The sequence below is a fragment of the Brevibacillus sp. BD137 genome (assembly GCF_041644655.1).
Lineage (GTDB): Bacteria > Bacillota > Bacilli > Brevibacillales > Brevibacillaceae > Brevibacillus > Brevibacillus brevis_D.
In genome coordinates this window covers 102122-121843 of the sequence record NZ_JAOTNO010000001.1, presented here as the reverse complement: position 1 = coordinate 121843, position 19722 = coordinate 102122, and the positions used below count along the sequence as shown (strand labels likewise).

At 45.8% G+C, this 19722-nt stretch carries 24 protein-coding genes; all 24 read left to right on the top strand.

Going from position 1 to position 19722, the window contains the following annotated elements:
- Positions 1-3 precede the first annotated feature (3 nt).
- The 24 genes from hslU (at position 4) to flhB (ending at position 19706) form a co-directional block, all read left to right on the top strand.
- A complete protein-coding gene (hslU, locus tag ODZ53_RS00585; protein ID WP_269446203.1) occupies positions 4-1401 on the top strand; it encodes an ATP-dependent protease ATPase subunit HslU in 1398 nt (465 codons plus the stop codon).
- 39 nt (positions 1402-1440) lie between these two features.
- Positions 1441-2220 carry a GTP-sensing pleiotropic transcriptional regulator CodY gene (codY, locus tag ODZ53_RS00580; protein WP_015891762.1) on the top strand — a complete coding sequence of 260 codons (780 nt, stop codon included), beginning with the start codon at positions 1441-1443 and terminating at the stop codon, positions 2218-2220.
- A 372-nt stretch (positions 2221-2592) separates the two neighbouring features.
- Positions 2593-3003 carry a flagellar basal body rod protein FlgB gene (flgB, locus tag ODZ53_RS00575; protein WP_372675548.1) on the top strand — a complete coding sequence of 137 codons (411 nt, stop codon included), beginning with the start codon at positions 2593-2595 and terminating at the stop codon, positions 3001-3003.
- Positions 3004-3005: 2 nt separating this feature from the next.
- Positions 3006-3464, top strand: a complete 459-nt coding sequence (gene flgC, locus ODZ53_RS00570) for a flagellar basal body rod protein FlgC (RefSeq protein WP_087346853.1) — start codon at positions 3006-3008, stop codon at positions 3462-3464.
- 18 nt (positions 3465-3482) lie between these two features.
- Positions 3483-3779, top strand: coding sequence for a flagellar hook-basal body complex protein FliE (fliE, locus tag ODZ53_RS00565; protein WP_015891759.1), 297 nt, complete (start codon positions 3483-3485; stop codon positions 3777-3779).
- A 30-nt stretch (positions 3780-3809) separates the two neighbouring features.
- Positions 3810-5399: a flagellar basal-body MS-ring/collar protein FliF gene (fliF, locus tag ODZ53_RS00560; RefSeq protein ID WP_372675547.1), complete on the top strand. Its 1590-nt coding sequence runs from the start codon at positions 3810-3812 to the stop codon at positions 5397-5399.
- 12 nt (positions 5400-5411) lie between these two features.
- A complete protein-coding gene (gene fliG / locus ODZ53_RS00555) occupies positions 5412-6425 on the top strand; it encodes a flagellar motor switch protein FliG (protein WP_007719331.1) in 1014 nt (337 codons plus the stop codon).
- Positions 6409-7227 carry a FliH/SctL family protein gene (locus tag ODZ53_RS00550; RefSeq protein WP_142496626.1) on the top strand — a complete coding sequence of 273 codons (819 nt, stop codon included), beginning with the start codon at positions 6409-6411 and terminating at the stop codon, positions 7225-7227. Before fliG ends, ODZ53_RS00550 begins: the two co-directional genes overlap by 17 nt.
- Complete coding sequence (fliI, locus tag ODZ53_RS00545; protein WP_372675546.1) at positions 7224-8543, top strand: flagellar protein export ATPase FliI; 1320 nt, start codon at positions 7224-7226, stop codon at positions 8541-8543. Before ODZ53_RS00550 ends, fliI begins: the two co-directional genes overlap by 4 nt.
- Position 8544: 1 nt before the next feature.
- Positions 8545-8991, top strand: coding sequence for a flagellar export protein FliJ (fliJ, locus tag ODZ53_RS00540; RefSeq protein WP_015891754.1), 447 nt, complete (start codon positions 8545-8547; stop codon positions 8989-8991).
- Between the two features lie 12 nt (positions 8992-9003).
- On the top strand, positions 9004-9912 hold the full coding sequence (locus tag ODZ53_RS00535) for a MotE family protein (protein ID WP_372675545.1): 909 nt from the start codon (positions 9004-9006) through the stop codon (positions 9910-9912).
- 62 nt (positions 9913-9974) lie between these two features.
- Positions 9975-11192, top strand: a complete 1218-nt coding sequence (locus ODZ53_RS00530; RefSeq protein WP_372675544.1) for a flagellar hook-length control protein FliK — start codon at positions 9975-9977, stop codon at positions 11190-11192.
- A 24-nt stretch (positions 11193-11216) separates the two neighbouring features.
- A complete protein-coding gene (locus ODZ53_RS00525) occupies positions 11217-11612 on the top strand; it encodes a TIGR02530 family flagellar biosynthesis protein (protein ID WP_064202443.1) in 396 nt (131 codons plus the stop codon).
- Positions 11613-11713: 101 nt separating this feature from the next.
- A complete protein-coding gene (flgG, locus tag ODZ53_RS00520) occupies positions 11714-12532 on the top strand; it encodes a flagellar basal body rod protein FlgG (protein ID WP_064202442.1) in 819 nt (272 codons plus the stop codon).
- Positions 12533-12601: 69 nt separating this feature from the next.
- Positions 12602-12823 carry a flagellar FlbD family protein gene (locus tag ODZ53_RS00515; RefSeq protein WP_015891749.1) on the top strand — a complete coding sequence of 74 codons (222 nt, stop codon included), beginning with the start codon at positions 12602-12604 and terminating at the stop codon, positions 12821-12823.
- A gap of 15 nt (positions 12824-12838) precedes the next feature.
- A complete protein-coding gene (locus tag ODZ53_RS00510) occupies positions 12839-13294 on the top strand; it encodes a flagellar basal body-associated FliL family protein (protein ID WP_015891748.1) in 456 nt (151 codons plus the stop codon).
- Between the two features lie 39 nt (positions 13295-13333).
- Positions 13334-14329, top strand: coding sequence for a flagellar motor switch protein FliM (gene fliM / locus ODZ53_RS00505; RefSeq protein ID WP_015891747.1), 996 nt, complete (start codon positions 13334-13336; stop codon positions 14327-14329).
- Positions 14322-15689, top strand: a complete 1368-nt coding sequence (gene fliY, locus ODZ53_RS00500; RefSeq protein ID WP_372675543.1) for a flagellar motor switch phosphatase FliY — start codon at positions 14322-14324, stop codon at positions 15687-15689. The genes fliM and fliY overlap by 8 nt, the downstream gene beginning before the upstream one ends.
- 36 nt (positions 15690-15725) lie before the next feature.
- Entirely contained in the window at positions 15726-16088 is a 363-nt protein-coding gene (locus ODZ53_RS00495; RefSeq protein WP_007719294.1) for a response regulator, read from the top strand.
- Entirely contained in the window at positions 16088-16768 is a 681-nt protein-coding gene (locus ODZ53_RS00490) for a flagellar biosynthetic protein FliO (protein WP_016743327.1), read from the top strand. Before ODZ53_RS00495 ends, ODZ53_RS00490 begins: the two co-directional genes overlap by 1 nt.
- The gene (gene fliP, locus ODZ53_RS00485; RefSeq protein ID WP_199928436.1) at positions 16765-17526 is read left to right on the top strand and encodes a flagellar type III secretion system pore protein FliP; all 762 of its coding nucleotides are present in this window, start codon (positions 16765-16767) and stop codon (positions 17524-17526) included. Before ODZ53_RS00490 ends, fliP begins: the two co-directional genes overlap by 4 nt.
- A gap of 30 nt (positions 17527-17556) precedes the next feature.
- Positions 17557-17826 carry a flagellar biosynthesis protein FliQ gene (fliQ, locus tag ODZ53_RS00480; protein ID WP_007719290.1) on the top strand — a complete coding sequence of 90 codons (270 nt, stop codon included), beginning with the start codon at positions 17557-17559 and terminating at the stop codon, positions 17824-17826.
- Between the two features lie 3 nt (positions 17827-17829).
- The gene (fliR, locus tag ODZ53_RS00475; protein ID WP_015891743.1) at positions 17830-18612 is read left to right on the top strand and encodes a flagellar biosynthetic protein FliR; all 783 of its coding nucleotides are present in this window, start codon (positions 17830-17832) and stop codon (positions 18610-18612) included.
- Positions 18609-19706: a flagellar biosynthesis protein FlhB gene (gene flhB, locus ODZ53_RS00470; protein WP_372675542.1), complete on the top strand. Its 1098-nt coding sequence runs from the start codon at positions 18609-18611 to the stop codon at positions 19704-19706. The genes fliR and flhB overlap by 4 nt, the downstream gene beginning before the upstream one ends.
- Positions 19707-19722: the final 16 nt, after the last annotated feature.

Below are 19722 nucleotides of genomic sequence, written 5' to 3'. Positions count from 1 at the left end.
ACTGTGCTGAATCTTGAGCAATTAACCCCGCGTACGATCGTAGAGCATTTGGATAAATACATTGTCGGGCAGGCACAAGCCAAGAAAGCCATTGCTGTTGCGCTTCGCAACCGCTACCGTCGCAGTCGTTTGCCAGAGCAAATGATTGACGAGGTTGTTCCAAAAAACATCTTGATGATCGGACCTACTGGTGTTGGAAAAACGGAAATTGCACGTCGGATTGCAAAACTGACAGGTGCTCCTTTTATTAAGGTAGAAGCAACGAAGTTTACGGAAGTCGGTTATGTAGGACGAGATGTGGAATCGATGGTACGTGATCTGGTGGAAGCTTCTATCCGTACGGTCAAACAGGAAAAAGTAGAGTCGGTGAAAGAGAAAGCCGAAAAGCTTGCGAATGAAGCCATTGTGAACGTACTCGTTCCATCTCGCAAGCAGTCGAACTCATTCAAAAATCCGTTGGAGATGTTCTTCGGTGGACAGCAGCAACAGCAACAAGATACCACTGATCAAGAAGAAGTATCGATTGAGCAGCAACGCAGACAAGTCATGTGGCAATTGACGAATGGCCAGTTAGAAGAGCAAATGATTGAAATTGAAGTCGAAGATCAATCACCTTCGATGTTTGACATGTTCCAGGTTCCGGGTACAGAACAAATGGGGATGCAAATGCAAGATATGCTCGGTAGCCTGATGCCTAAGCGGATGAAGAAACGAAAATTGCGAATAAAAGATGCGCGAAAGGTATTAATTCAGCAGGAAGCGCAAAAACTGGTGGATATGGACGAAGTTACGCAGGAGTCAATTCGTCGAGCTGAACAACACGGGATTATCTTCATTGACGAAATTGACAAGATTGCGGGTAAAGATGGGCGTGGCCCGGATGTATCCCGTGAAGGAGTCCAGCGTGATATTTTACCCATTGTGGAAGGCTCAACTGTCATGACCAAGTATGGTCCAGTCAAAACAGATTATGTTCTGTTTATTGCAGCTGGTGCTTTTCACATGGCAAAACCATCGGATTTGATTCCAGAATTGCAAGGTCGCTTTCCGATTCGGGTGGAGCTGACTAGCTTGCGCGTTGAAGATTTTGTCCGAATTTTGACAGAGCCTAAAAACGCGTTGCTTAAGCAGTACGTAGCCCTCTTGGAAACGGAAGGTGTGCAAGTTGAATTTACACCGGAAGCCATTCAGGAACTCGCTCGTCTCGCTGCTGAGGTCAATCAGAGCACAGATAACATTGGTGCTAGACGATTGCACACTATATTGGAGAAGCTGCTGGAGGATCTCTCTTTTGAAGCCCCAGAAATCCACCTGGAAGTTGTACAGATTACCCCCGATTATGTTAAACAGAAATTAGGAACAATCGTGGGGAACAAAGACTTGAGTCAATATATTTTATAAAATTGGATAGGCAGCACATATAATTAGGAGGAAATACAGATGGATCTACTGTCAAAAACACGAAGAATTAACCGCATGTTGCAAAAATCCGCGGGTCATGCCGTGAACTTCAATGAAATGTCCCAAGTTTTGAGTGACGTTATTGAAGCAAATACTTATGTTGTAAGCCGCAAAGGAAAACTTCTCGGCTTTGCGATTCACCAAGAGATGGATAACAGCCGTATGCGCAAAATGCTGGAAGATCGTCGTTTTCCAGAAGAGTACAGCATGGGGTTACTGAAAGTAGATGAAACATCTGCGAACCTGGATGTAGATAGCCCATACACGATTTTCCCTGTTGAAATGAAAGAAGTATTCCGCACAGGTTGGACCACGCTTGTTCCAATCATGGGTGGAGGAGATCGTCTTGGTACGCTGATTTTGGGTCGTATTAACGATCAATTTGTCGATGACGACCTGATTCTTGCAGAAGTAGGGGCAACGGTAGTAGGCATGGAAATCTTGCGTGAGCGTTCTGAAGCAATCGAAGAAGAAGCGCGTAGCAAAGCGGTTGTACAAATGGCGATTGGTTCCCTCTCTTATAGTGAGTTGGAAGCAGTTGAACATATTTTTGAAGAGCTCGAAGGCAAAGAAGGCTTGCTTGTTGCCTCCAAAATCGCGGATCGCGTAGGAATTACCCGCTCCGTCATTGTAAACGCACTGCGCAAGCTGGAAAGTGCGGGTGTTATCGAATCCCGTTCTTTGGGAATGAAAGGTACCTTCATTAAGGTACTGAATGAAAAGCTGTTGCCTGAGCTGGAGAAGCTCAAAACCTCGTAATATACCTTGCGAAAAGTTACAAGAAAGTAAACAAAAGGTGTAGCAACTCAGGTTGCTGCACCTTTTCTCATGGGACTATAGTCCTAGTAAAAGTAAAAAACGACACATTATTACCATAAAATATATATTGATTTTTAATGCATGCTTCGACAATTGCAATGGTTTGAATATGGTTTCCTTGTAAAATGCAGTAAAAAAACAGGAAGGATAAGGGATTTAGTCCCATTGAATCATTTTGAAAAACGTCATGAAAAGGGGCTTTTTTGTCCAAATTGATTTTGCTATGATTGAATCGTATTAGGGTGTCGAAAATACAGGAAATATAGGTGGTTTTAGGGAAAAGAATTGACTCATATTGGGGGAGAAGGAAAAATGCTGGATAGTTACCATCTGCAGGTCCTGGAGAGATCACTCGACGCTGCAACATTGCGACATAGAACAATCGCAAACAATCTTGCCAACATAGACACCCCTCAATTCAAAAGTCAGCAAGTCATCTTCGAGAGTTTTTTGCAAGATGAGTTGAACGCAAGAGCGGGAAACGGCAGGTTAGAAGCGTATCGGACCAATCAAAGACACCTTCCGTTTGGTAATGCAGGCGTTGCAGTACCACAGGTAGTGTCCAATCCGAATAACTTCATTCAGAACAGTGGCAATGATGTTGACTTGGAAGCAGAAACAACAGAATTGGCCAAAAACCAAATTTGGTACAGTGGATTAACGCAATTGACAGCAGGACATTTTCAAAAACTGCGCAGTGTAATTGAGGGTGGAGGTAAATAAAGATGAGCTTGTTTCAGGGAATTAACACAAGTGCTTCTGCCTTAACAGCTAACCGCTTGCGATTGGATACGATTTCTTCCAATATTGCGAATGCGGAAACCACTCGAGCAAACTTCGTAGATGGGGCCTGGCAGCCATATCGCAGGAAAATGGTGGAGTTGTCACCTCAAACAAATGGAACATTTGATAACTTCCTGCAAGCAGCCGTAGGGACGGTCTCGGGAAGTCAGGGTGGACAAGGTGTGAAGGTCACAGCGATTCAAGAAGACAATACTCCGTTCAAGCGAGTATATGATCCATCTCATCCAGATGCAGATCAAGACGGATATCTGTTGATGCCGAATGTCGACCCGATGAAAGAAATGGTGGACATGATCTCCGCATCAAGATCATACGAAGCCAATGTGACAGCACTGAACGCTTCCAAAGCAATGATGCTAAAAGCATTGGAAATTAAGTAAAGCGGGTGACAGTAAGGAATGGAAATGAGTGCAATCTCCCAACTAACGCCAATTCGTACACCGAGCGTGAACAAGCCAACCCCAGCTGAAGTTTCCCAAGAATTCTCATCGTTTCTATCGGATGCCATGGATAAGGTGAATCAGGCGCAAGTAGAATCGTCGAATCTTGCCGACAAGTTTGCAGCGGGAGAAATTACCGACGTGCACCAATTGACTGTTGCAGGTCAAAAAGCTTCCGTGATGCTACAAATGACTATGCAGGTCAGGAACAAGATGATTGAGTCTTATCAAGAAATCATGCGCATGTCGATTTGATCGTTGTTGGTATCCTTTGAGAGGTGAAACATGAACGAACGTTTAGCAGTATACAAAGACCGGTTTACGTCAAAATGGAACCAATTCTCCAAGAAACAAAAATGGATGATTCTCGGTATTTCGCTTTTCCTCTTGATCTCTCTAGGCCTATACATATACATCGCTTCTCAGCCGGTGTACAAACCACTTTACAATCAAAAATTGAGTGAACAAGAAATTGGGACGATCAAGCAAGAGCTGGAAGCTTCACAAATCCCATACCAGATCACGGGGAATGGTACAAGTATCGAGGTTCCAGAAAAAATGGCACAGGATGTCATTGTCGATTTGGCTGCACAAGGTATTCCGAGTCAAGCAGGAATTAATGCAGAAATTTTCTCCAGTACCCTTGGAGTGACGGATCGCCAATTTGATGTCATGAAGAAAGAGGCATTGCAACAAGAGCTACGCAAGATGCTGGAACGTGTAAAAGGTGTACGGTCAGCACAAGTGATGATTACGTTGCCGCAGGAAAGCGTTTGGGTAACGGAGACTCCAGATACCGCGACGGCTTCTGTTATCGTGGATGTTGAACCTGGAACAACGCTTGATCAAAAGCAAATTAACTCGCTTTATCTGCTTGTTTCCCGAAGCGTTCCGAAATTGCCGATGGAAGCGATCGCGATTACAGACCAGTATTCCAATCCACTAGAACGTTCCGAAGGTAATGAAAGCGAAGGAACATTGAGTAGCTTTAAACAGCAGGAAACAATCAAAGCAGATGTTGAAAAGAAAATTCAACAAAACCTGTACAACTTGTTGGGTACAATCATGGGACGCGATAAAGTCATCGTCCATACGTTCCTCAAAATGAACTTTGACAAAGAAAATCGCGTAGAGAACATCGTTGAGGCCCCTGACAAAGAGAATAACGAAGGACTTATCATTTCTTCTCAAAAATTATCAAAAGCCTTCTCTGGACAAGGTCAACCTCCAGGGGGAATTGCAGGAACCAATAACAATGCAGTTACGAACTACCCGGGAGCTAACCCACAAGGAAGTAACAGTCAGTACGAAGAGTTGAATGATACGATTAACCGTGAAGTAAATCGCATCACACGAAATGTTACATCAAGTCCTTACAAGATCGAAGACATCACAATCAACGTTGGCGTAGAACCGCCAGCTGGTGGAACGTTGGATGCTGCTACGCTCGAGAGCATTAAACAAGTGTTGCGCAATGTTGTTCGTGTCACTTTAAGTGATCAGGTTACTGATTTATCGGATGCTGAGTTGGACAAGCATATTTCTGTACTCCCTCGTCAGTTCTCAGGAAAAGCTGAGATTGAGGATTCCAGTGCGCTGAGTCCTGCTGTTCTTTGGACAGTTGGTGCTATTGCAGTCTTGGCACTTGCTGCTGTTGCCTTCCTCGTTTATCGCAGACGCAGTCAAGCGAAGCAGCAACAAGAAGAAGAGGAATTGCCAGATTTGCTGACACCGTTAAACGCGGGCGAAATACCAGACTTGATTTACCAAGAAGATGGAGACCAGGTAGTGGTCAGAAAGCAACTTGAAAAATTGGCGCGAAGCAAACCAGATGAGTTTGTTGTTCTGCTTCGTACATGGTTAGCAGAAGATTAAGGAGTGAATGGTATGGCTCGCGGCGCTAAAGAGTTGTCAGGACGACAAAAAGCAGCTATCCTCCTCATTTCACTCGGGCCGGAAGTTTCTGCCCAGGTGTTCAAGCATTTGCGTGAGGATGAGATCGAGCAACTGACATTAGAAATCGCCAATGTGCGAAAAGTGGATACGGATGAAAAAGATAAAATTTTATCTGAATTTCACCAGATTGCGGTTGCCAAAGAGGTAATTGCACAAGGCGGGATTACTTACGCCAAAGAAATCTTGCAAAAAGCTTTGGGTGAGACCAAAGCAATGGATATTATCAATCGCTTGACGGCAAACCTTCAAGTTCGACCGTTTGACTTTGCGAGAAAAGCTGACCCAGGTCAAATCCTCAACTTTATCCAAAATGAGCATCCGCAGACGATTGCCTTGGTGCTTTCTTATCTGGAGGCTCAACAAGCAGCCATGATCCTGTCGGCTCTTCCGCAAGAACGTCAAGCAGAGGTTGCGAAAAGAATTGCGACTATGGATAGTACTTCACCGGAAGTAATCGCTCAAGTAGAACAAGTATTGGAGCAAAAGCTCTCTGCCACTGTTACCCAAGATTACACACAGGCAGGCGGGATCGAAGCGATCGTGGCTGTACTCAACGGGGTCGATCGTGGAACCGAACGCACGATTCTGGATTCCCTCGAAATTCAAGATCCAGAGCTGGCAGAAGAAATCAAGAAGCGTATGTTCGTCTTCGAAGATATTGCTACACTCGACAACCGTTCGATTCAGCGCGTTATCCGCGATGTGGAAAATGCCGATCTGCAACTTTCTCTCAAAGTATCCAGCGAAGAAGTTCGGGAAGTTATTTTCCGGAACATGTCCAAACGGATGGCGGATACCTTCAAAGAAGAAATGGAGTTTATGGGCCCAGTTCGCCTTCGCGACGTCGAAGAGGCACAATCTCGCATCGTTGCAATTATCCGTCGCTTAGAGGAGGCTGGTGAGATCATCATCGCCCGCGGTGGAGGAGATGATATCATTGTCTAGGATCATCAAAAGCGCCAATTATCGGCCTTCTGAGGAATCTTTTCTCCTCTCGGTAACGCCTGTACCACTTAAGACGGAAGAAGTTGCCGAAAGGTTGCAAGAAAATCAAGAAATTTTTAATCAAGCTGAGATTGAGGCGAAAGCGATCATCTCAGATGCAGAAGAAACCGCGCAAAACATCTTGCAGCAAGCTGCGGAGCAAGCAGAGCAACTAAGACAAGAGACGCTTGCTCAGATGGAAGAATGGTGGGAACAAAAACGTCAGGAAGCTGCGCAACTGTTTCAGCAAGTGCAAGAGCAGGCTATGACGGAAGGGCAAGAGGCAGGTTTCGAAGCGGGTAAACGTGAGGCATACGAGGAGCAAACAGCTTCACTCGTCCAAGCAAAAACCATTTTGGAACAAGCCTTTGCCGAGAAAAAACAAATTATCGCTGAGGCGGAGCCTTTTGTAGTGGAACTCAGCATAGAAATTGCGAAAAAAATCATTGGACAGGAAGTGCAACAGCATCCCGAGCAGGTCCTGGAAATGACGAAAAAAGCACTCCGCCGCTCACGTGTTCATGGCGAGATTACGGTGTGCGTCAACCATAAGTACTTCGATTATGTGCTCGAGCATCGTGCTGGTTTTCTGGAATTGTTAGATGGACAAGCAGAGCTATCCATTTATCCTGACTATACCGTACAAGATGGTGGATGTGTCATCCGTACTGCTTTGGGGAGTGTCGATGCCCGCATCGATACACAAATGGAGGAGATTAAGCAGGCGTTGCTTACGATTGCCAGAGGAAGTGAGGCTCCATGAGCATCCTAGATCTCTCGAAGTACAAGCACATGCTGCATGGATTAGATCCGATGCGCGTGAATGGCAAAGTGACACAGGTTGTTGGGCTCACTATCGAATCGCAAGGGCCAGAAGTGAAATTAGGCGAGATATGCCATCTATATCCGGCTAATACAAAGGAACCGATCATCGCAGAAGTGGTTGGCTTTCGCGAAAACAAAGTGCTGCTAATGCCATTAGGCGAATTGACCGAGATTGGTCCAGGTTGTGACGTGGTTGCGACAGGACGTTCGCTAGATGTAAAGGTTGGACCTGAAATATTGGGTTCGATCCTCGATGGATTGGGGCGACCCTATCAAGGCTCACTGCCATTTGGGCTGACGTCCTATCCTACCAACAATATGCCGCCAAATCCTATCCTCCGACCGCGCATTCAAGAACCATTGAGTGTGGGAGTGAGAGCGATAGACGGTCTTCTTACCATCGGGAAAGGTCAGCGGGTCGGCATTTTCGCTGGATCAGGGGTAGGAAAAAGTACATTGATGGGAATGATTGCCCGAAATACTACGGCAGATATCAATGTGATTGGTCTCATTGGAGAACGCGGCCGTGAAGTCATGGAGTTTATCGAGCGGGATCTTGGGGAAGAAGGACTAAAGCGGTCTGTTGTTGTCGTAGCTACTTCCGATCAACCTGCCATGATTCGAATCAAGGGCGCGATGATTGCGACTTCCATAGCGGAATATTTCCGCGATCGAGGAATGAATGTCATGCTCATGATGGATTCTGTCACGCGCTTTGCCATGGCACAACGTGAGGTAGGCTTGGCGATCGGTGAACCGCCCGCTACGCGTGGTTATACGCCATCGGTGTTTGCGATGCTGCCAAAGCTGATGGAGCGCGCAGGAACAGCGGATAAGGGAAGTATTACGGCCTTTTATACCGTATTAGTTGATTCTGACGACATGAACGATCCGATTGCGGATGCAGTGCGGGGGATTTTGGATGGTCACATTGTTCTTGACCGGAAAATCGCTCACAAAGGTCACTTTCCTGCCATTGATGTGATGGCGAGTGTGAGTCGTGTCATGAATGAAATCGTCGATAGTAACCATTTGGATGCTGCTCGTCAGTTGAAAAAATATTTGGCTACGTTTCGTGAAGCGGAGGACCTCATAAATATTGGGGCGTATAAGCCGGGCAGCAATCGGGAAATCGATGCAGCCATTCGCTATCGTGATATCATTTCTGGTTTTACGGCACAAGGAACGCATGAACCGTCTACTTTGCAGGGCGCTATCCAAGCATTGACAGCTCATTTCGGAGGAGTGAACTAATGTGCGTGTGTTTCAGTTTCATCTCCAAAAGGTTCTTGATTTAAAGGAAAAAGAAAAAGAACAAGCAGAGTGGGCTTTCGGAAAGTCGATCCAGCGTAAAAACGAAGAAGAGTGGAAGCTTTCTCAACTAACCGAGCATCATGACGAGATGACGATGAGGCTCCAGGAAGTACAGATGCAGACATGCAGTGCTTCGCAGCTCATTTCCATTACGCAATATCAGCAATCTGTTGCGAGATCCATTCAGAATCAGCAACGTACCTTGCATGGTTGCGAACAGGATGTGGAACGCTGTCAGTCACGATTGACGGAACGTATGAAAGAGTCCCAACTATGGCAACGCCTTCGGGAAAAGTCGCTCCACCAATTTCTGGACGACCAGAAGCAAAGAGAGCAAAAAGAGTTGGATGAGATCGGTACGCAGCTCTATCTTCGCCGAAGCTACTGAGGGAGGTTCCAAATGGAAGAAATCCAAGAAGAACGGGAATACGGCAGGTGGGAATGGTTCTTTTATATGATTGTCATTCCTGCACTGTTTGCCAGCCTCCTTGGCGGTGTGCTCCTGAGCTTGCTCGGAGTAAACGTGTTAGGGACTGTTCTCCACTGGGCTAACTCCATACCGTACGTGGAAAAATTAGTCCCGGACGACTATGCAGCAACTCCCGGCTCAGAAGAAAAACCTGACATGGACAAACAAGTGGCAACCCTACAGCAAGATCAAGCAAAAAACCAGCAGCAGATTACCGCTTTAAAAGAAGAGTCAGCAAAGAAAGATGCCACCATTGCGGCACTAGAAAAGCAAATCGATGATGTAAACAAGGCAATGGAGGACAAGCGTGCTACTGAGGAAGAACGTCAGAAGCAGTTTGCGGATTTGGCGAAAGTGTACACAACCATGTCTGCAAAGAATGCAGCGGCCATCATCGGAAATCTAAAATTGCAAGAGTCAGTTGCCGTCATGACAAAAATGAAGCCTGCACAACAGGCAGACATTTTGGCCAAGATGGAACCGAAGAAAGCTGCCGATATTTCCATCTTGTTAAAAGATTCAGTAGTGAACAAAGATGATGACATTGCAGCTCTGCAACAACGTGTTGATGTTCTGACAAAGGCGTTAAGTGATACGCGTGATGGGTCTGAATCGAAAGAGGATATAATGAAAACATTCACTCAATTGCCACCTGCGGATGCTGCTGCTATCATTCGTTCCCTCATGGTTACCAACAGTGGTCAAGCCATTGCCTTAATGAAAGATTTGCCTGCGGATAAACGGGCACAAACTCTCTCAGCGATAGCCAATGATGACAAGAAACAGAAAGAACCAGATAATCTGGCGGCTCGCATCACGACAGAGTTGCTTCGAAAATAGATGGAAATAATCATCTGTTTTCGTTCCTATAAGCAACAAATCAAAAAGAGGAGGTGAACGAGATGAATGTAGCCAATTTGACCCCCGCAGTAGGATCAGCAGGTTCTGTTACAGCGACACCTGTAGCGAATGCAGAAGGAACTGGTTTAGGTCAAATGTTTTCTATGCAATTGATGCAGGTGTTGGATCAGAACCCAGAAGAGACAACGGTGGCTCCAGAGGATTTAAGTGAAGAGGATATGCTAGCATTAGCTGATCTCATGGCATTATTTGCCCAACTGCTTGGCACTGGTCAAACGACGCAAGACGAATTACCGTCTGACGCTCAAGAAAAATTTGCAACTGCAATGGAACAACTCTTGGGCAAAGCGCAAGGAAATGCTGGTCAAGTGAGTGAGGATTTAAAGCAGATTCTAGCTAACCTGAAAAAAGGGGAAGCAACTCCAAACGAACTGGACAAGCTGGCAGCGCTTCTCGAATCCCTGAAGAATCAAAAAGGAAATGCTGAGGAGTCAAAACGAAGTGGACTGAACTTGCGATCCGATGTGATGACAAACGTGAACACAACCCAACAGGATTCGTTTAAGACAATTTCTCCACTGCGGTTGAATCAAGGTCTCTCGGCTTACAAGCTAGAAGCAGGGATTCAGTCCCAGACCGTACAGTCAACCCTTCAAAGCGGCCTTTTGAATCAAGAGGGCAATCCAGAAGACGGCATGTTGAATGGAAATGGTCAGACACCAATTATTGCTTCATCTAATACACAGACACAATCTGTACAGACCTTTCAACAACAGTCTGTTCCAACACACCATGTAAACGCCAATCAACTGACACAGCAAGTCACACAGCTTTTCGTGTCCAAGATGCAGTTGACCCAACATAATGGCGTACATGAGGCAAAGCTGATTCTGAATCCACAATCTTTGGGCCAAGTAGACGTAACGATTACTTCCCAAAATGGCGTGATTACAGCACAGTTCCATGCTGAAACACAGGCAGGAAAGGATATGCTGGATAATCAGCTTCCACAGCTTCGAGCTGCTCTGACACAACAAGGCTTACAGGTTGATCGCTTGGAGGTAAACCAGCAGCAGGATACCGCTTTTAACTTCCAACAGCAGCGTGAACAAGCACGACAGCAACAAGAGAATCGACAACAGCAAGATAAAGACGAGCAAGAATTTGCTCTCGATGCCCTGGTAGACAGCAATGAATCAACAGAAGTGCTATGGAATCGATTGCGGGACACGGCTCGCGGCATTGACGACATCGTCTAGGATTGGCTATAAGGAGGAAGCGCCATGAACCATTTTCGTGTGGGGCAACCCTATTTTCCTCCGAAAACGAATCACGCCGCAAAAGCTACTACCCAAACCGCTCCGGGAAACAACGCGTTATTTCAGCAGTATTTGACGGAATCGATTGGCGCTGTAACCAAGACGGAACCACTCAGTTTTAGCCAGCATGCCGTCAATCGCTTGCAGGAGCGGGGCATTACGCTAGAGCGACAACAGATGGAGCGTTTGGAATCCGCTGTGCAAAAAGCAGCCGCCAAAGGCGCCAGAGAGTCTCTCGTTATGATGGATAATGTGGCCTACGTCGTGAGCATCGTAAATCGGAAAATTATTACCGCCGTAGACGATGGCAGCATGAAGGACAACGTATTTACTAACATTGACAGTGCCATTTTCGTGTAGGTGGCTGTTCACTGGGCTGGACCTCCTCTTGAGGAAGCCCATTCGGCTACCGACTGACAGAGGTAGCCATTGCAAAAGAGAAAGTGAAGGAGGAAATAAGTATGCTTCGATCTATGTATTCAGGTATTTCAGGCTTGCGTGGATTTCAAACGAAGTTGGACGTTATTGGTAACAATATCGCAAACGTAAACACGGTTGGTTTCAAAAAGGGACGCGTGATGTTCCAAGATATTTTGAGCCAAAACGTTCAAGGGGCTGGGGCACCTACAGCAGGTGGGAAGGGCGGAACTAACCCAACTCAGATTGGACTAGGAGCTTCAATCGCATCCGTTGATACCGTCTTCTCTGCTGGTAGTCCGATGACAACCAACCTGCCAACAGACCTTTCTATCGAGGGCGATGGATTCTTTATGGTAAGCCCGGATGAAGGGGCAACGATCTATTATACGCGTGCAGGCAACTTTACACGTGATGCAGAGGGATACCTGGTGAACTCCCAAGGGATGAAACTCATGAACACCGATCCAGGTGCGATTCAGATCAGCCAAAATGATGGGATTGTTTCTTACTCCATCGGAAAAGATGGGGTCATCACAACAGTGGATGAAACTGGTGCCCTAGACTCTACGAATACCATTGGGGTAATGAAATTCAATAACCCAGGTGGTTTGAAGAAAATCGGGAACAATCTTTACGAAAATACAGTAAACGCTGGTGCGAATGATGGTGACCCGATGACACCAGTGACGCCAGCTGATGCAAAAGTAAGCATCATCGCAGGCCAACTGGAAATGTCCAACGTTGACCTTTCTGAAGAATTTACAGAAATGATCGTGGCACAACGCGGTTTCCAAGCAAACTCACGGATCATCACGACATCTGACACAGTATTGGAAGAACTGGTGAACCTCAAACGATAATTTCGTTTAACGGAAAAGCCGGGGAAGTGTTCTAAGCCTTCCCCAGCTTGATCCGGAAAGGAGCAGCCAATGATTAAGTTAACGCGGTTTAACGGTTCTACTTTTTATCTGAACATCACTCACATTGAAACTGTTGAAGGAACTCCGGATAGCGTAATTACGCTGTTCAACGACAGAAAGTACATCGTGAAGGATTCGGTGGAATCCATCGCTGAACGTGTTCAGGCTTTTTATCATAATGTTCCTCCGGCAACTTCTGTACCGAAAATGCCGGGTGATTCAAATGAATAGCGGGAGGCATTAGCGATGTTTCAAAATCGATTGTTTAACATGGCTCTAATTATTATCATCGCGATATCGCTACTGGGAGTGATCTCGTTTGTTCTCTGGCAAACCTATCTCTCTCCAGCTGCGCAAACAGCTTCGACGGAAGAGCAAGAAGTGAAGCCGCTCACGGCAGGGGAAATAAAAGAGTTCTCCGTTGACACTGGCGAAATTACTACGAACTTGCTAACGAATAATTACATGATTGTACGCTTTAGCATTACGGCTGACAGTTCTGCTGCCAAAACAGAGTTGGAACAGCGTTTGCCGCAAGTCAATCAGGTGATTATTAAAACATTGGCGGGGTTGACACCAGAAGACATAAAAGGAACTGAAGGTGTGAACAAGCTTGAAGCAAAAATCATGAATGAAATCAGCTCCCTGATGCAAGAGGGTAAGATTGTTCAAGTAGTGACAACCAAACGCGTCTTGTCATAGGAAGCGATTATGGTATACATAGCAAGGAGGTGACGACATATGGCCGAGGTTCTCTCACAGAGTGAGATTGATGCGCTGTTGGCCGCCCTATCTTCGGGCGAAATGGATGCCAACGAGCTGAAAAAGGAAGAAACTGAGCGTAAAGTCAAAGTATATGATTTCAAACGCGCCCTGCGATTCTCGAAAGATCAGATCCGTGGTTTAACGCGAATCCATGAAAACTACGCGAGGCTGTTGACTACGTATTTTTCAGCTCAGCTCCGTACCTTCGTGCAAATTACGGTTGCCTCCGTCGATCAATTGCCGTATGACGAATTTATACGTTCTATTCCCAAGATGACCATCTTGAACATCTTTGAAGCTCCTCCGCTGGAAGGACGAATGGTTTTGGAAGTAAATCCAAACATCGCCTATACCATGTTGGATCGACTTCTGGGAGGACAGGGGGCGATTCCGGAAAAAATGGGCGCCCTTACGGAAATTGAAACAACGGTGATGGAACGCGTATTCGGCAAAGCGCTGGATACTTTCCACGAGGCATGGAAGCAAATCATTGAACTGGACCCGTATCAGGAAGGCTTGGAAATGAATCCACAGTTCATGCAGATCGTCTCACCTAATGAGATTGTCGTGGTAATCTCTTTTAGTACCAAAATCGGTGATACAACAGGAATGATCAATCTCTGTTTGCCTCACGTGGTACTGGAGCCAATCATGACAAAGCTGTCTGGACAATACTGGTTCTCCAAACAGAAGAAAACGCGGGATGAAGAAGAGCGCCTGCGTGTAGAAGAGCGAGTAAAAGTTGCAAAATTACCGATTGTTGCTGAGATGGGAACAGCTACGATTACAGTAGGAGATTTCTTGCAGCTACAAAAAGGCGACGTCATTCAATTAGATCAATCGATCGACAACAAGTTGAAAATTAAAGTTGGCAACCACTTAAAGTTCTTGGGTCAGCCAGGAACGCATAAAGGAAGAGTCGCCGTACAGATTGATGAAGTCATAGAGGAGGGGGAGGAACAAAATGAGTAGAGATATGCTTTCTCAAGACGAGATTGACGCGCTGTTACGTGCGAACAACTTGGTTGAGGACGAAGAGGAAGCTGTATCGGCAGTAACCCAGGATGTTGCCGAATTTCTGTCCCCGTTTGAACAGGATGCACTCGGAGAAATTGGTAATATCTCCTTTGGGAGCGCAGCTACTGCGTTATCTACTTTGTTAAGTCAAAAGGTAGATATTACAACCCCTACTGTTTCCGTAGTCAATGTTGATGAATTGGAAAGCGAATTTCCGATTCCTCACGTGGCTGTCCATGTGGAATATACAGATGGATTCAAAGGAATAAACCTGCTCGTCATTCGCATGGAAGATGCTGCTGTTATTGCGGATCTGATGATGGGCGGAGATGGTAGGCCAGCGAGCACTGAAATGTCTGAGCTTCATATCAGCGCGGTTCAGGAAGCAATGAATCAGATGATGGGCTCCGCTGCTACGTCCATGTCGACGATTTTCAACCAGTTCATTAATATTACGCCACCAGGCATCGATGTAATGGATCTGGCGCAAGGCAAGGGTGGAGACAGCTTCTCTGATGATGACAGTCCTCTGGTGAAGGTATCTTTCCGCTTAAAGGTAGGAGAACATGGCGAACTTATTGATTCAAATATTATGCAGCTTCTCCCTCTTTCCTTTGCGAAAAAGATGATTGATCGACTAGTTGGAGGTGCAGGGGATGAAGAAGCAGCAGCGGCCCTCATAGATGAGATAGAGATGCCTTCTCTGCCAGCTATGGGTCTGTCGGCTCCTTCTGTCCAGCCAAGTATGCAAGAGCAGTCACAGAGCCACGTACCGCCTGTAGCGCAGCCGTCACAGGCACAGCAACAGCCAATGTATCAGCAACCGCCGGGTTACGCACCGCCAATGGGCTACCCAGGACAGCCGCCGATGTATCCTGACGCGTATGGACAACAAATGATGCCACCTGGCTACGCTCCGTACCCAGGAATGTATCAGCAGCCTCCAATGGCTCCGCCAACACCACAGCATTTCGGAGGTCCTGCGGCTAATCAGGCGAATGTAGTACCAGCACAATTTGCTCCACTTGGAGGTGCTCCTATGTATACAGGAGACATACAGAATTTGAACTTGCTTCACGATATTCCATTACAGGTAACAGTTGAGTTAGGACGTACGAAAAAGCTCATTAGAGAAATCCTTGACTTGTCCGCTGGATCGATTATACAGTTGGACAAGCTGGCAGGTGAGCATGTAGACATATTGGTGAACAACAAATTAATTGCCAAGGGCGAGGTTGTCGTCATTGATGAGAACTTTGGGGTTCGTGTTACAGACATCATCAGTCAGATAGATCGTGTTCAAAAATTACAATAAACCAATCAAGTGGGAAGCATTAGGGAGGAGCTATTCATGTCTAACAAAGTTTTAATCGTCGACGATGCAGCTTTCATGCGTATGATGATCAAGGAAATTCTTTCGAAAAACGGGTACAGCGTCGTAGGGGAAGCAAGTGACGGTGCACAAGCAGTTGAAAAATACAAAGAATTGGGACCTGATCTCGTAACCATGGATATTACCATGCCAGAGATGGATGGAATTTCTGCACTGAAAGAAATTAAAAAGTTGGATCCTAACGCGCGCGTTATCATGTGCTCTGCGATGGGACAACAAGCGATGGTAATCGATGCGATCCAGGCGGGCGCAAAAGACTTCATCGTAAAACCATTCCAAGCGGATCGCGTTTTGGAAGCGATCAAAAAGACAATGAGCTAATGATGATGATCCGGAATGCAGGGGCAAGACTCATTTTAGCCTTTAGTCTGATCCTGTTGCTTTTCGTCTCCTCCCTGCCGAGTACCGCTTTTGCGGAAGGTTCAGTAGCGGATGCGTACAACCAGGGAAAAGTGCCAACTAGCAATGCGCCCGCCGGCAGTGAACAGCCGGCGGCCATTCCGGGCAGCGGAACAGGAAGTATGATCGGGTATCTGGTTCAAGTCATCTTTTCGCTTGGCTTTATTGCAGTATTGATCTTTTTATTGCTCCGTTTTCTTGGTCGACGTCAAGGGGCTCAAAGTCATGGACCGATTAAAGTGATTAGCGCAACTGCACTAGGTAATGGCAAAACACTACAGGTTGTTATGATCGGTGAGTCATTGTACATCGTGGGAGTAGGAGAAAACGTTCAATTGCTTCGTAGAATCGAACCGGGTGAAGAGGTAGATTTGATTTTGGCTGACGCTGAGATCAAACCGATGAAAAGCCCATTCTCGCTAGAATGGCTTCCGTTCGGTAAGAAAAAGCAGGCTGAAGAAGAAATCTTGTTTTCTTCTGAAATGGACGGGAAAAGCTTTCAAGATCTGTTGCAAGGTCAATGGAACGACTTGAAGAATCGTCCAAACCAAACAGAACATTGGAAGAACGAGCAAGCTCAGGACAGAGGGGACCAAAAATGAAATATTTTTTGCAGGTGCTGATGCTTGTCGCAGTGTTGCTATCCGTACCTGATATGGCCATGGCGGCGCCAGTGGGGACACCGCTTGTTCCAAGCATTGATTTGAAGATAGGCGGCGGAACAGGAACACCGCAGGAGACATCGACGGCCATTCAGCTGTTACTGATTTTGACAGTATTATCTGTAGCTCCAGCAATTTTGCTTTTAATGACTAGTTTTGCGCGAATTATCATTGTCTTGTCTTTTGTACGAAATGCGTTGGCAACTCAGCAAATGCCACCGAATCAGGTATTGATTGCTCTTGCGTTATTTATGACATTTTTCATAATGGCCCCAACACTCGGACAAGTAAACGAAACAGCCGTGCAGCCATTTATGCAAGGAAAACTAACGCAACAGCAGGCATTTGACGCGGCGGTCATACCCTTTAAGCAATTTATGGCAAAACAGACGCGTGAAAAAGATTTAGCACTTTTTCTGGAATATACAAAAGCAGAACGACCAAAATCGATCCAAGATATTCCTTTGAATGCGCTGGTACCTGCTTATGCCATCAGCGAATTGAAGACGGCTTTTCAGATCGGCTTTATGATATTCATTCCTTTTCTCGTAATTGATATGATCATCTCCAGTATTTTGATGGGGATGGGGATGATGATGTTACCGCCGGTGATGATTTCCTTGCCGTTTAAGATTTTATTGTTCATCATGGTGGACGGCTGGTATCTCATTGTGAAATCACTTTTGACCAGTTTTTAGCGACATTCCGAATGCCTCAGGAGGTAGAGCATGACACAAGAATTACTTATGCAGATTGCCCAAAGCTCTGTTTATACCATCCTGCTGATTTCGGCACCCGCACTTGGGGTCGCCTTGCTGGTCGGTTTGATGGTCAGTGTCTTTCAGGCAACGACACAAATTCAGGAGCAGACACTCGCTTTCATTCCGAAGATCGTGGCCGTATTTGTTGTGATCTTGGCTGCTGGTCCATGGATGCTTCGGGTACTGCTTGATTTTACGATGGGGATCTTCGGTAACCTTCATCGTTTTGTTGGGTAGCATATGAATCTTTTTCTGATGTATTTACCCATATTCATGCTTGTTTTTGTCCGAATGAGTGCTTTTTTTGTAACGGCTCCGTTCTTTTCCATTCGTGGAGTACCGAATCAGTTTAAAATCGCGCTCGCGTTTATCATTGCCGTCATCAGCTTTCAATCCTTGCCCGTACAAGGCGAGATTCCAATGGATTTGACATTTGTTATGTATGTCATAAAAGAAGCGCTTGTTGGTGTCATTCTTGGTTACATATGTGAAATGATGTTTATTGCCATTCAGGTTGCCGGCGGACTGATGGACATGCAGATGGGTCTTGCCATGGCAAACGTGATTGACCCGAAAACGGGTGCGTATATCCCAGTGACAGGTAACTTCAAAAACATTCTCGCTGTCTTGTACTTTTTCAGTATTGACGGCCATCACATGCTTATACGAGGTGTGATAAGCAGTTACCAGGTTATACCGGTGGACATCATGTGGGCGGCTTTCGGAAGCGAAAACGTCATGATGACAGCAGTAAAGACATTTCTGACGATGTTTACGAGTGCGTTTATGATTGCGGCACCGATCGTCGTTGCATTGTTTCTGGTTGATCTCTCTCTTGGTATTATCGCCAAATCTGTCCCGCAGTTTAATATCTTTGTGGTGGGTTTGCCCATTAAACTGCTTGCCGGCTTTTTACTACTTATCGTAGTGATGCCTGCGTTCTTGCTGACCCTGAACGGATTGTTTGGGAATATGTTCCGGGCACTTGCAGAAATGATGAAATCGCTCGGAGGATCACCATGAATCAATTGAGGCTTTCTTATCAAGTAGATCTTCAATTTTTTAATGGGGAAAAGACGGAAAAAGCTACGCCCAAGAAAAAACAAGACGCACGAAAAAAAGGGCAAGTTGCCAAAAGTCAGGATCTTTCCCCAGCCCTATCTTTGACAGCATTTTTCTTTCTGTTAATGATGCTTGGCTCTACCATGCTAGGCACCTTTCAAGATTTGATGCGGGAATCATTGATTACATACACCACATGGCAATTAAATGAAGAAAATTTAAAAGTCATGGTGATGCAACTCGTATTTGAAGCAATAAAAATTGTAGGACCTATCTTAGGCTTGAGTTTTCTTGTCGCGTTTGCGGTGAACTACATGCAAGTAGGCTGGCATTTTAGTACAGAGCCCCTTCAAATGAAGTTGGAAAAGATCGATCCGATTAAAGGGGCAAAAAGAATTTTTTCCTTACGCTCACTCGTAGAGCTACTGAAGTCTTTATTAAAAATAAGCGCAGGCATATACGTCGCGTACGTCATTTTGTGGAATGCAAAGGAACAAGTTGTACAACTTTCCTTATTGTCTCTCGGAGCAGTCCTATCGTTTACTGCCGAAGAGGTGACAAAGCTGGGAATCTATCTCGGGTTATTGCTTTTCATTCTCGCGGTTCTGGACTATGCCTATCAACGTTATGAGTATGAAAAGAATCTGCGGATGTCCAAACAGGATCTCAAGGACGAGCATAAGCAAGCGGAAGGTGATCCGCTCATCAAAGGGAAGATTCGTGAACGGCAAAGAAGTATGGCCATTCGCCGTATGATGCAGGAGCTTCCCAAAGCGGATGTCATTATTACGAACCCGACTCACTTTGCCGTTGCCGTTCGCTATGACGCAAGTGCGATGAGTGCACCGACGGTAATCGCCAAAGGGCAAGACTATCTGGCATTAAAAATAAGGGAAGTAGCGAAAAAGCATCGTATCGTTACCATGGAAAACAAGCCCTTGGCCCGGGCTCTCTATAGTCAAGTTGAAGTTGGGCAACAAATTCCCGAAGAGATGTTTAAAGCGGTCGCGGAAGTTCTCGCGTACGTCTACAAGCTGCAAGGGAAAGTGAAATAAATGGAAGGAGGATAAC

What these genes read in the sequence shown, in the direction of transcription:
- fliE (WP_015891759.1), top strand. Translation starts at nt 3,483, where the DNA reads ATGGAAATGAGTGCAATCTCCCAACTAACGCCAATTCGTACACCGAGC.
- fliM (WP_015891747.1), top strand. Translation starts at nt 13,334, where the DNA reads ATGGCCGAGGTTCTCTCACAGAGTGAGATTGATGCGCTGTTGGCCGCC.
- flgG (WP_064202442.1), top strand. Translation starts at nt 11,714, where the DNA reads ATGCTTCGATCTATGTATTCAGGTATTTCAGGCTTGCGTGGATTTCAA.
- ODZ53_RS00490 (WP_016743327.1), top strand. Translation starts at nt 16,088, where the DNA reads ATGATGATGATCCGGAATGCAGGGGCAAGACTCATTTTAGCCTTTAGT.
- ODZ53_RS00495 (WP_007719294.1), top strand. Translation starts at nt 15,726, where the DNA reads ATGTCTAACAAAGTTTTAATCGTCGACGATGCAGCTTTCATGCGTATG.
- ODZ53_RS00515 (WP_015891749.1), top strand. Translation starts at nt 12,602, where the DNA reads ATGATTAAGTTAACGCGGTTTAACGGTTCTACTTTTTATCTGAACATC.
- ODZ53_RS00530 (WP_372675544.1), top strand. Translation starts at nt 9,975, where the DNA reads ATGAATGTAGCCAATTTGACCCCCGCAGTAGGATCAGCAGGTTCTGTT.
- fliY (WP_372675543.1), top strand. Translation starts at nt 14,322, where the DNA reads ATGAGTAGAGATATGCTTTCTCAAGACGAGATTGACGCGCTGTTACGT.
- fliQ (WP_007719290.1), top strand. Translation starts at nt 17,557, where the DNA reads ATGACACAAGAATTACTTATGCAGATTGCCCAAAGCTCTGTTTATACC.
- ODZ53_RS00510 (WP_015891748.1), top strand. Translation starts at nt 12,839, where the DNA reads ATGTTTCAAAATCGATTGTTTAACATGGCTCTAATTATTATCATCGCG.
- fliR (WP_015891743.1), top strand. Translation starts at nt 17,830, where the DNA reads ATGAATCTTTTTCTGATGTATTTACCCATATTCATGCTTGTTTTTGTC.
- fliF (WP_372675547.1), top strand. Translation starts at nt 3,810, where the DNA reads ATGAACGAACGTTTAGCAGTATACAAAGACCGGTTTACGTCAAAATGG.
- flgB (WP_372675548.1), top strand. Translation starts at nt 2,593, where the DNA reads ATGCTGGATAGTTACCATCTGCAGGTCCTGGAGAGATCACTCGACGCT.
- ODZ53_RS00550 (WP_142496626.1), top strand. Translation starts at nt 6,409, where the DNA reads ATGATATCATTGTCTAGGATCATCAAAAGCGCCAATTATCGGCCTTCT.
- ODZ53_RS00535 (WP_372675545.1), top strand. Translation starts at nt 9,004, where the DNA reads ATGGAAGAAATCCAAGAAGAACGGGAATACGGCAGGTGGGAATGGTTC.
- flgC (WP_087346853.1), top strand. Translation starts at nt 3,006, where the DNA reads ATGAGCTTGTTTCAGGGAATTAACACAAGTGCTTCTGCCTTAACAGCT.
- fliG (WP_007719331.1), top strand. Translation starts at nt 5,412, where the DNA reads ATGGCTCGCGGCGCTAAAGAGTTGTCAGGACGACAAAAAGCAGCTATC.
- fliI (WP_372675546.1), top strand. Translation starts at nt 7,224, where the DNA reads ATGAGCATCCTAGATCTCTCGAAGTACAAGCACATGCTGCATGGATTA.
- ODZ53_RS00525 (WP_064202443.1), top strand. Translation starts at nt 11,217, where the DNA reads ATGAACCATTTTCGTGTGGGGCAACCCTATTTTCCTCCGAAAACGAAT.
- flhB (WP_372675542.1), top strand. Translation starts at nt 18,609, where the DNA reads ATGAATCAATTGAGGCTTTCTTATCAAGTAGATCTTCAATTTTTTAAT.
- fliP (WP_199928436.1), top strand. Translation starts at nt 16,765, where the DNA reads ATGAAATATTTTTTGCAGGTGCTGATGCTTGTCGCAGTGTTGCTATCC.
- codY (WP_015891762.1), top strand. Translation starts at nt 1,441, where the DNA reads ATGGATCTACTGTCAAAAACACGAAGAATTAACCGCATGTTGCAAAAA.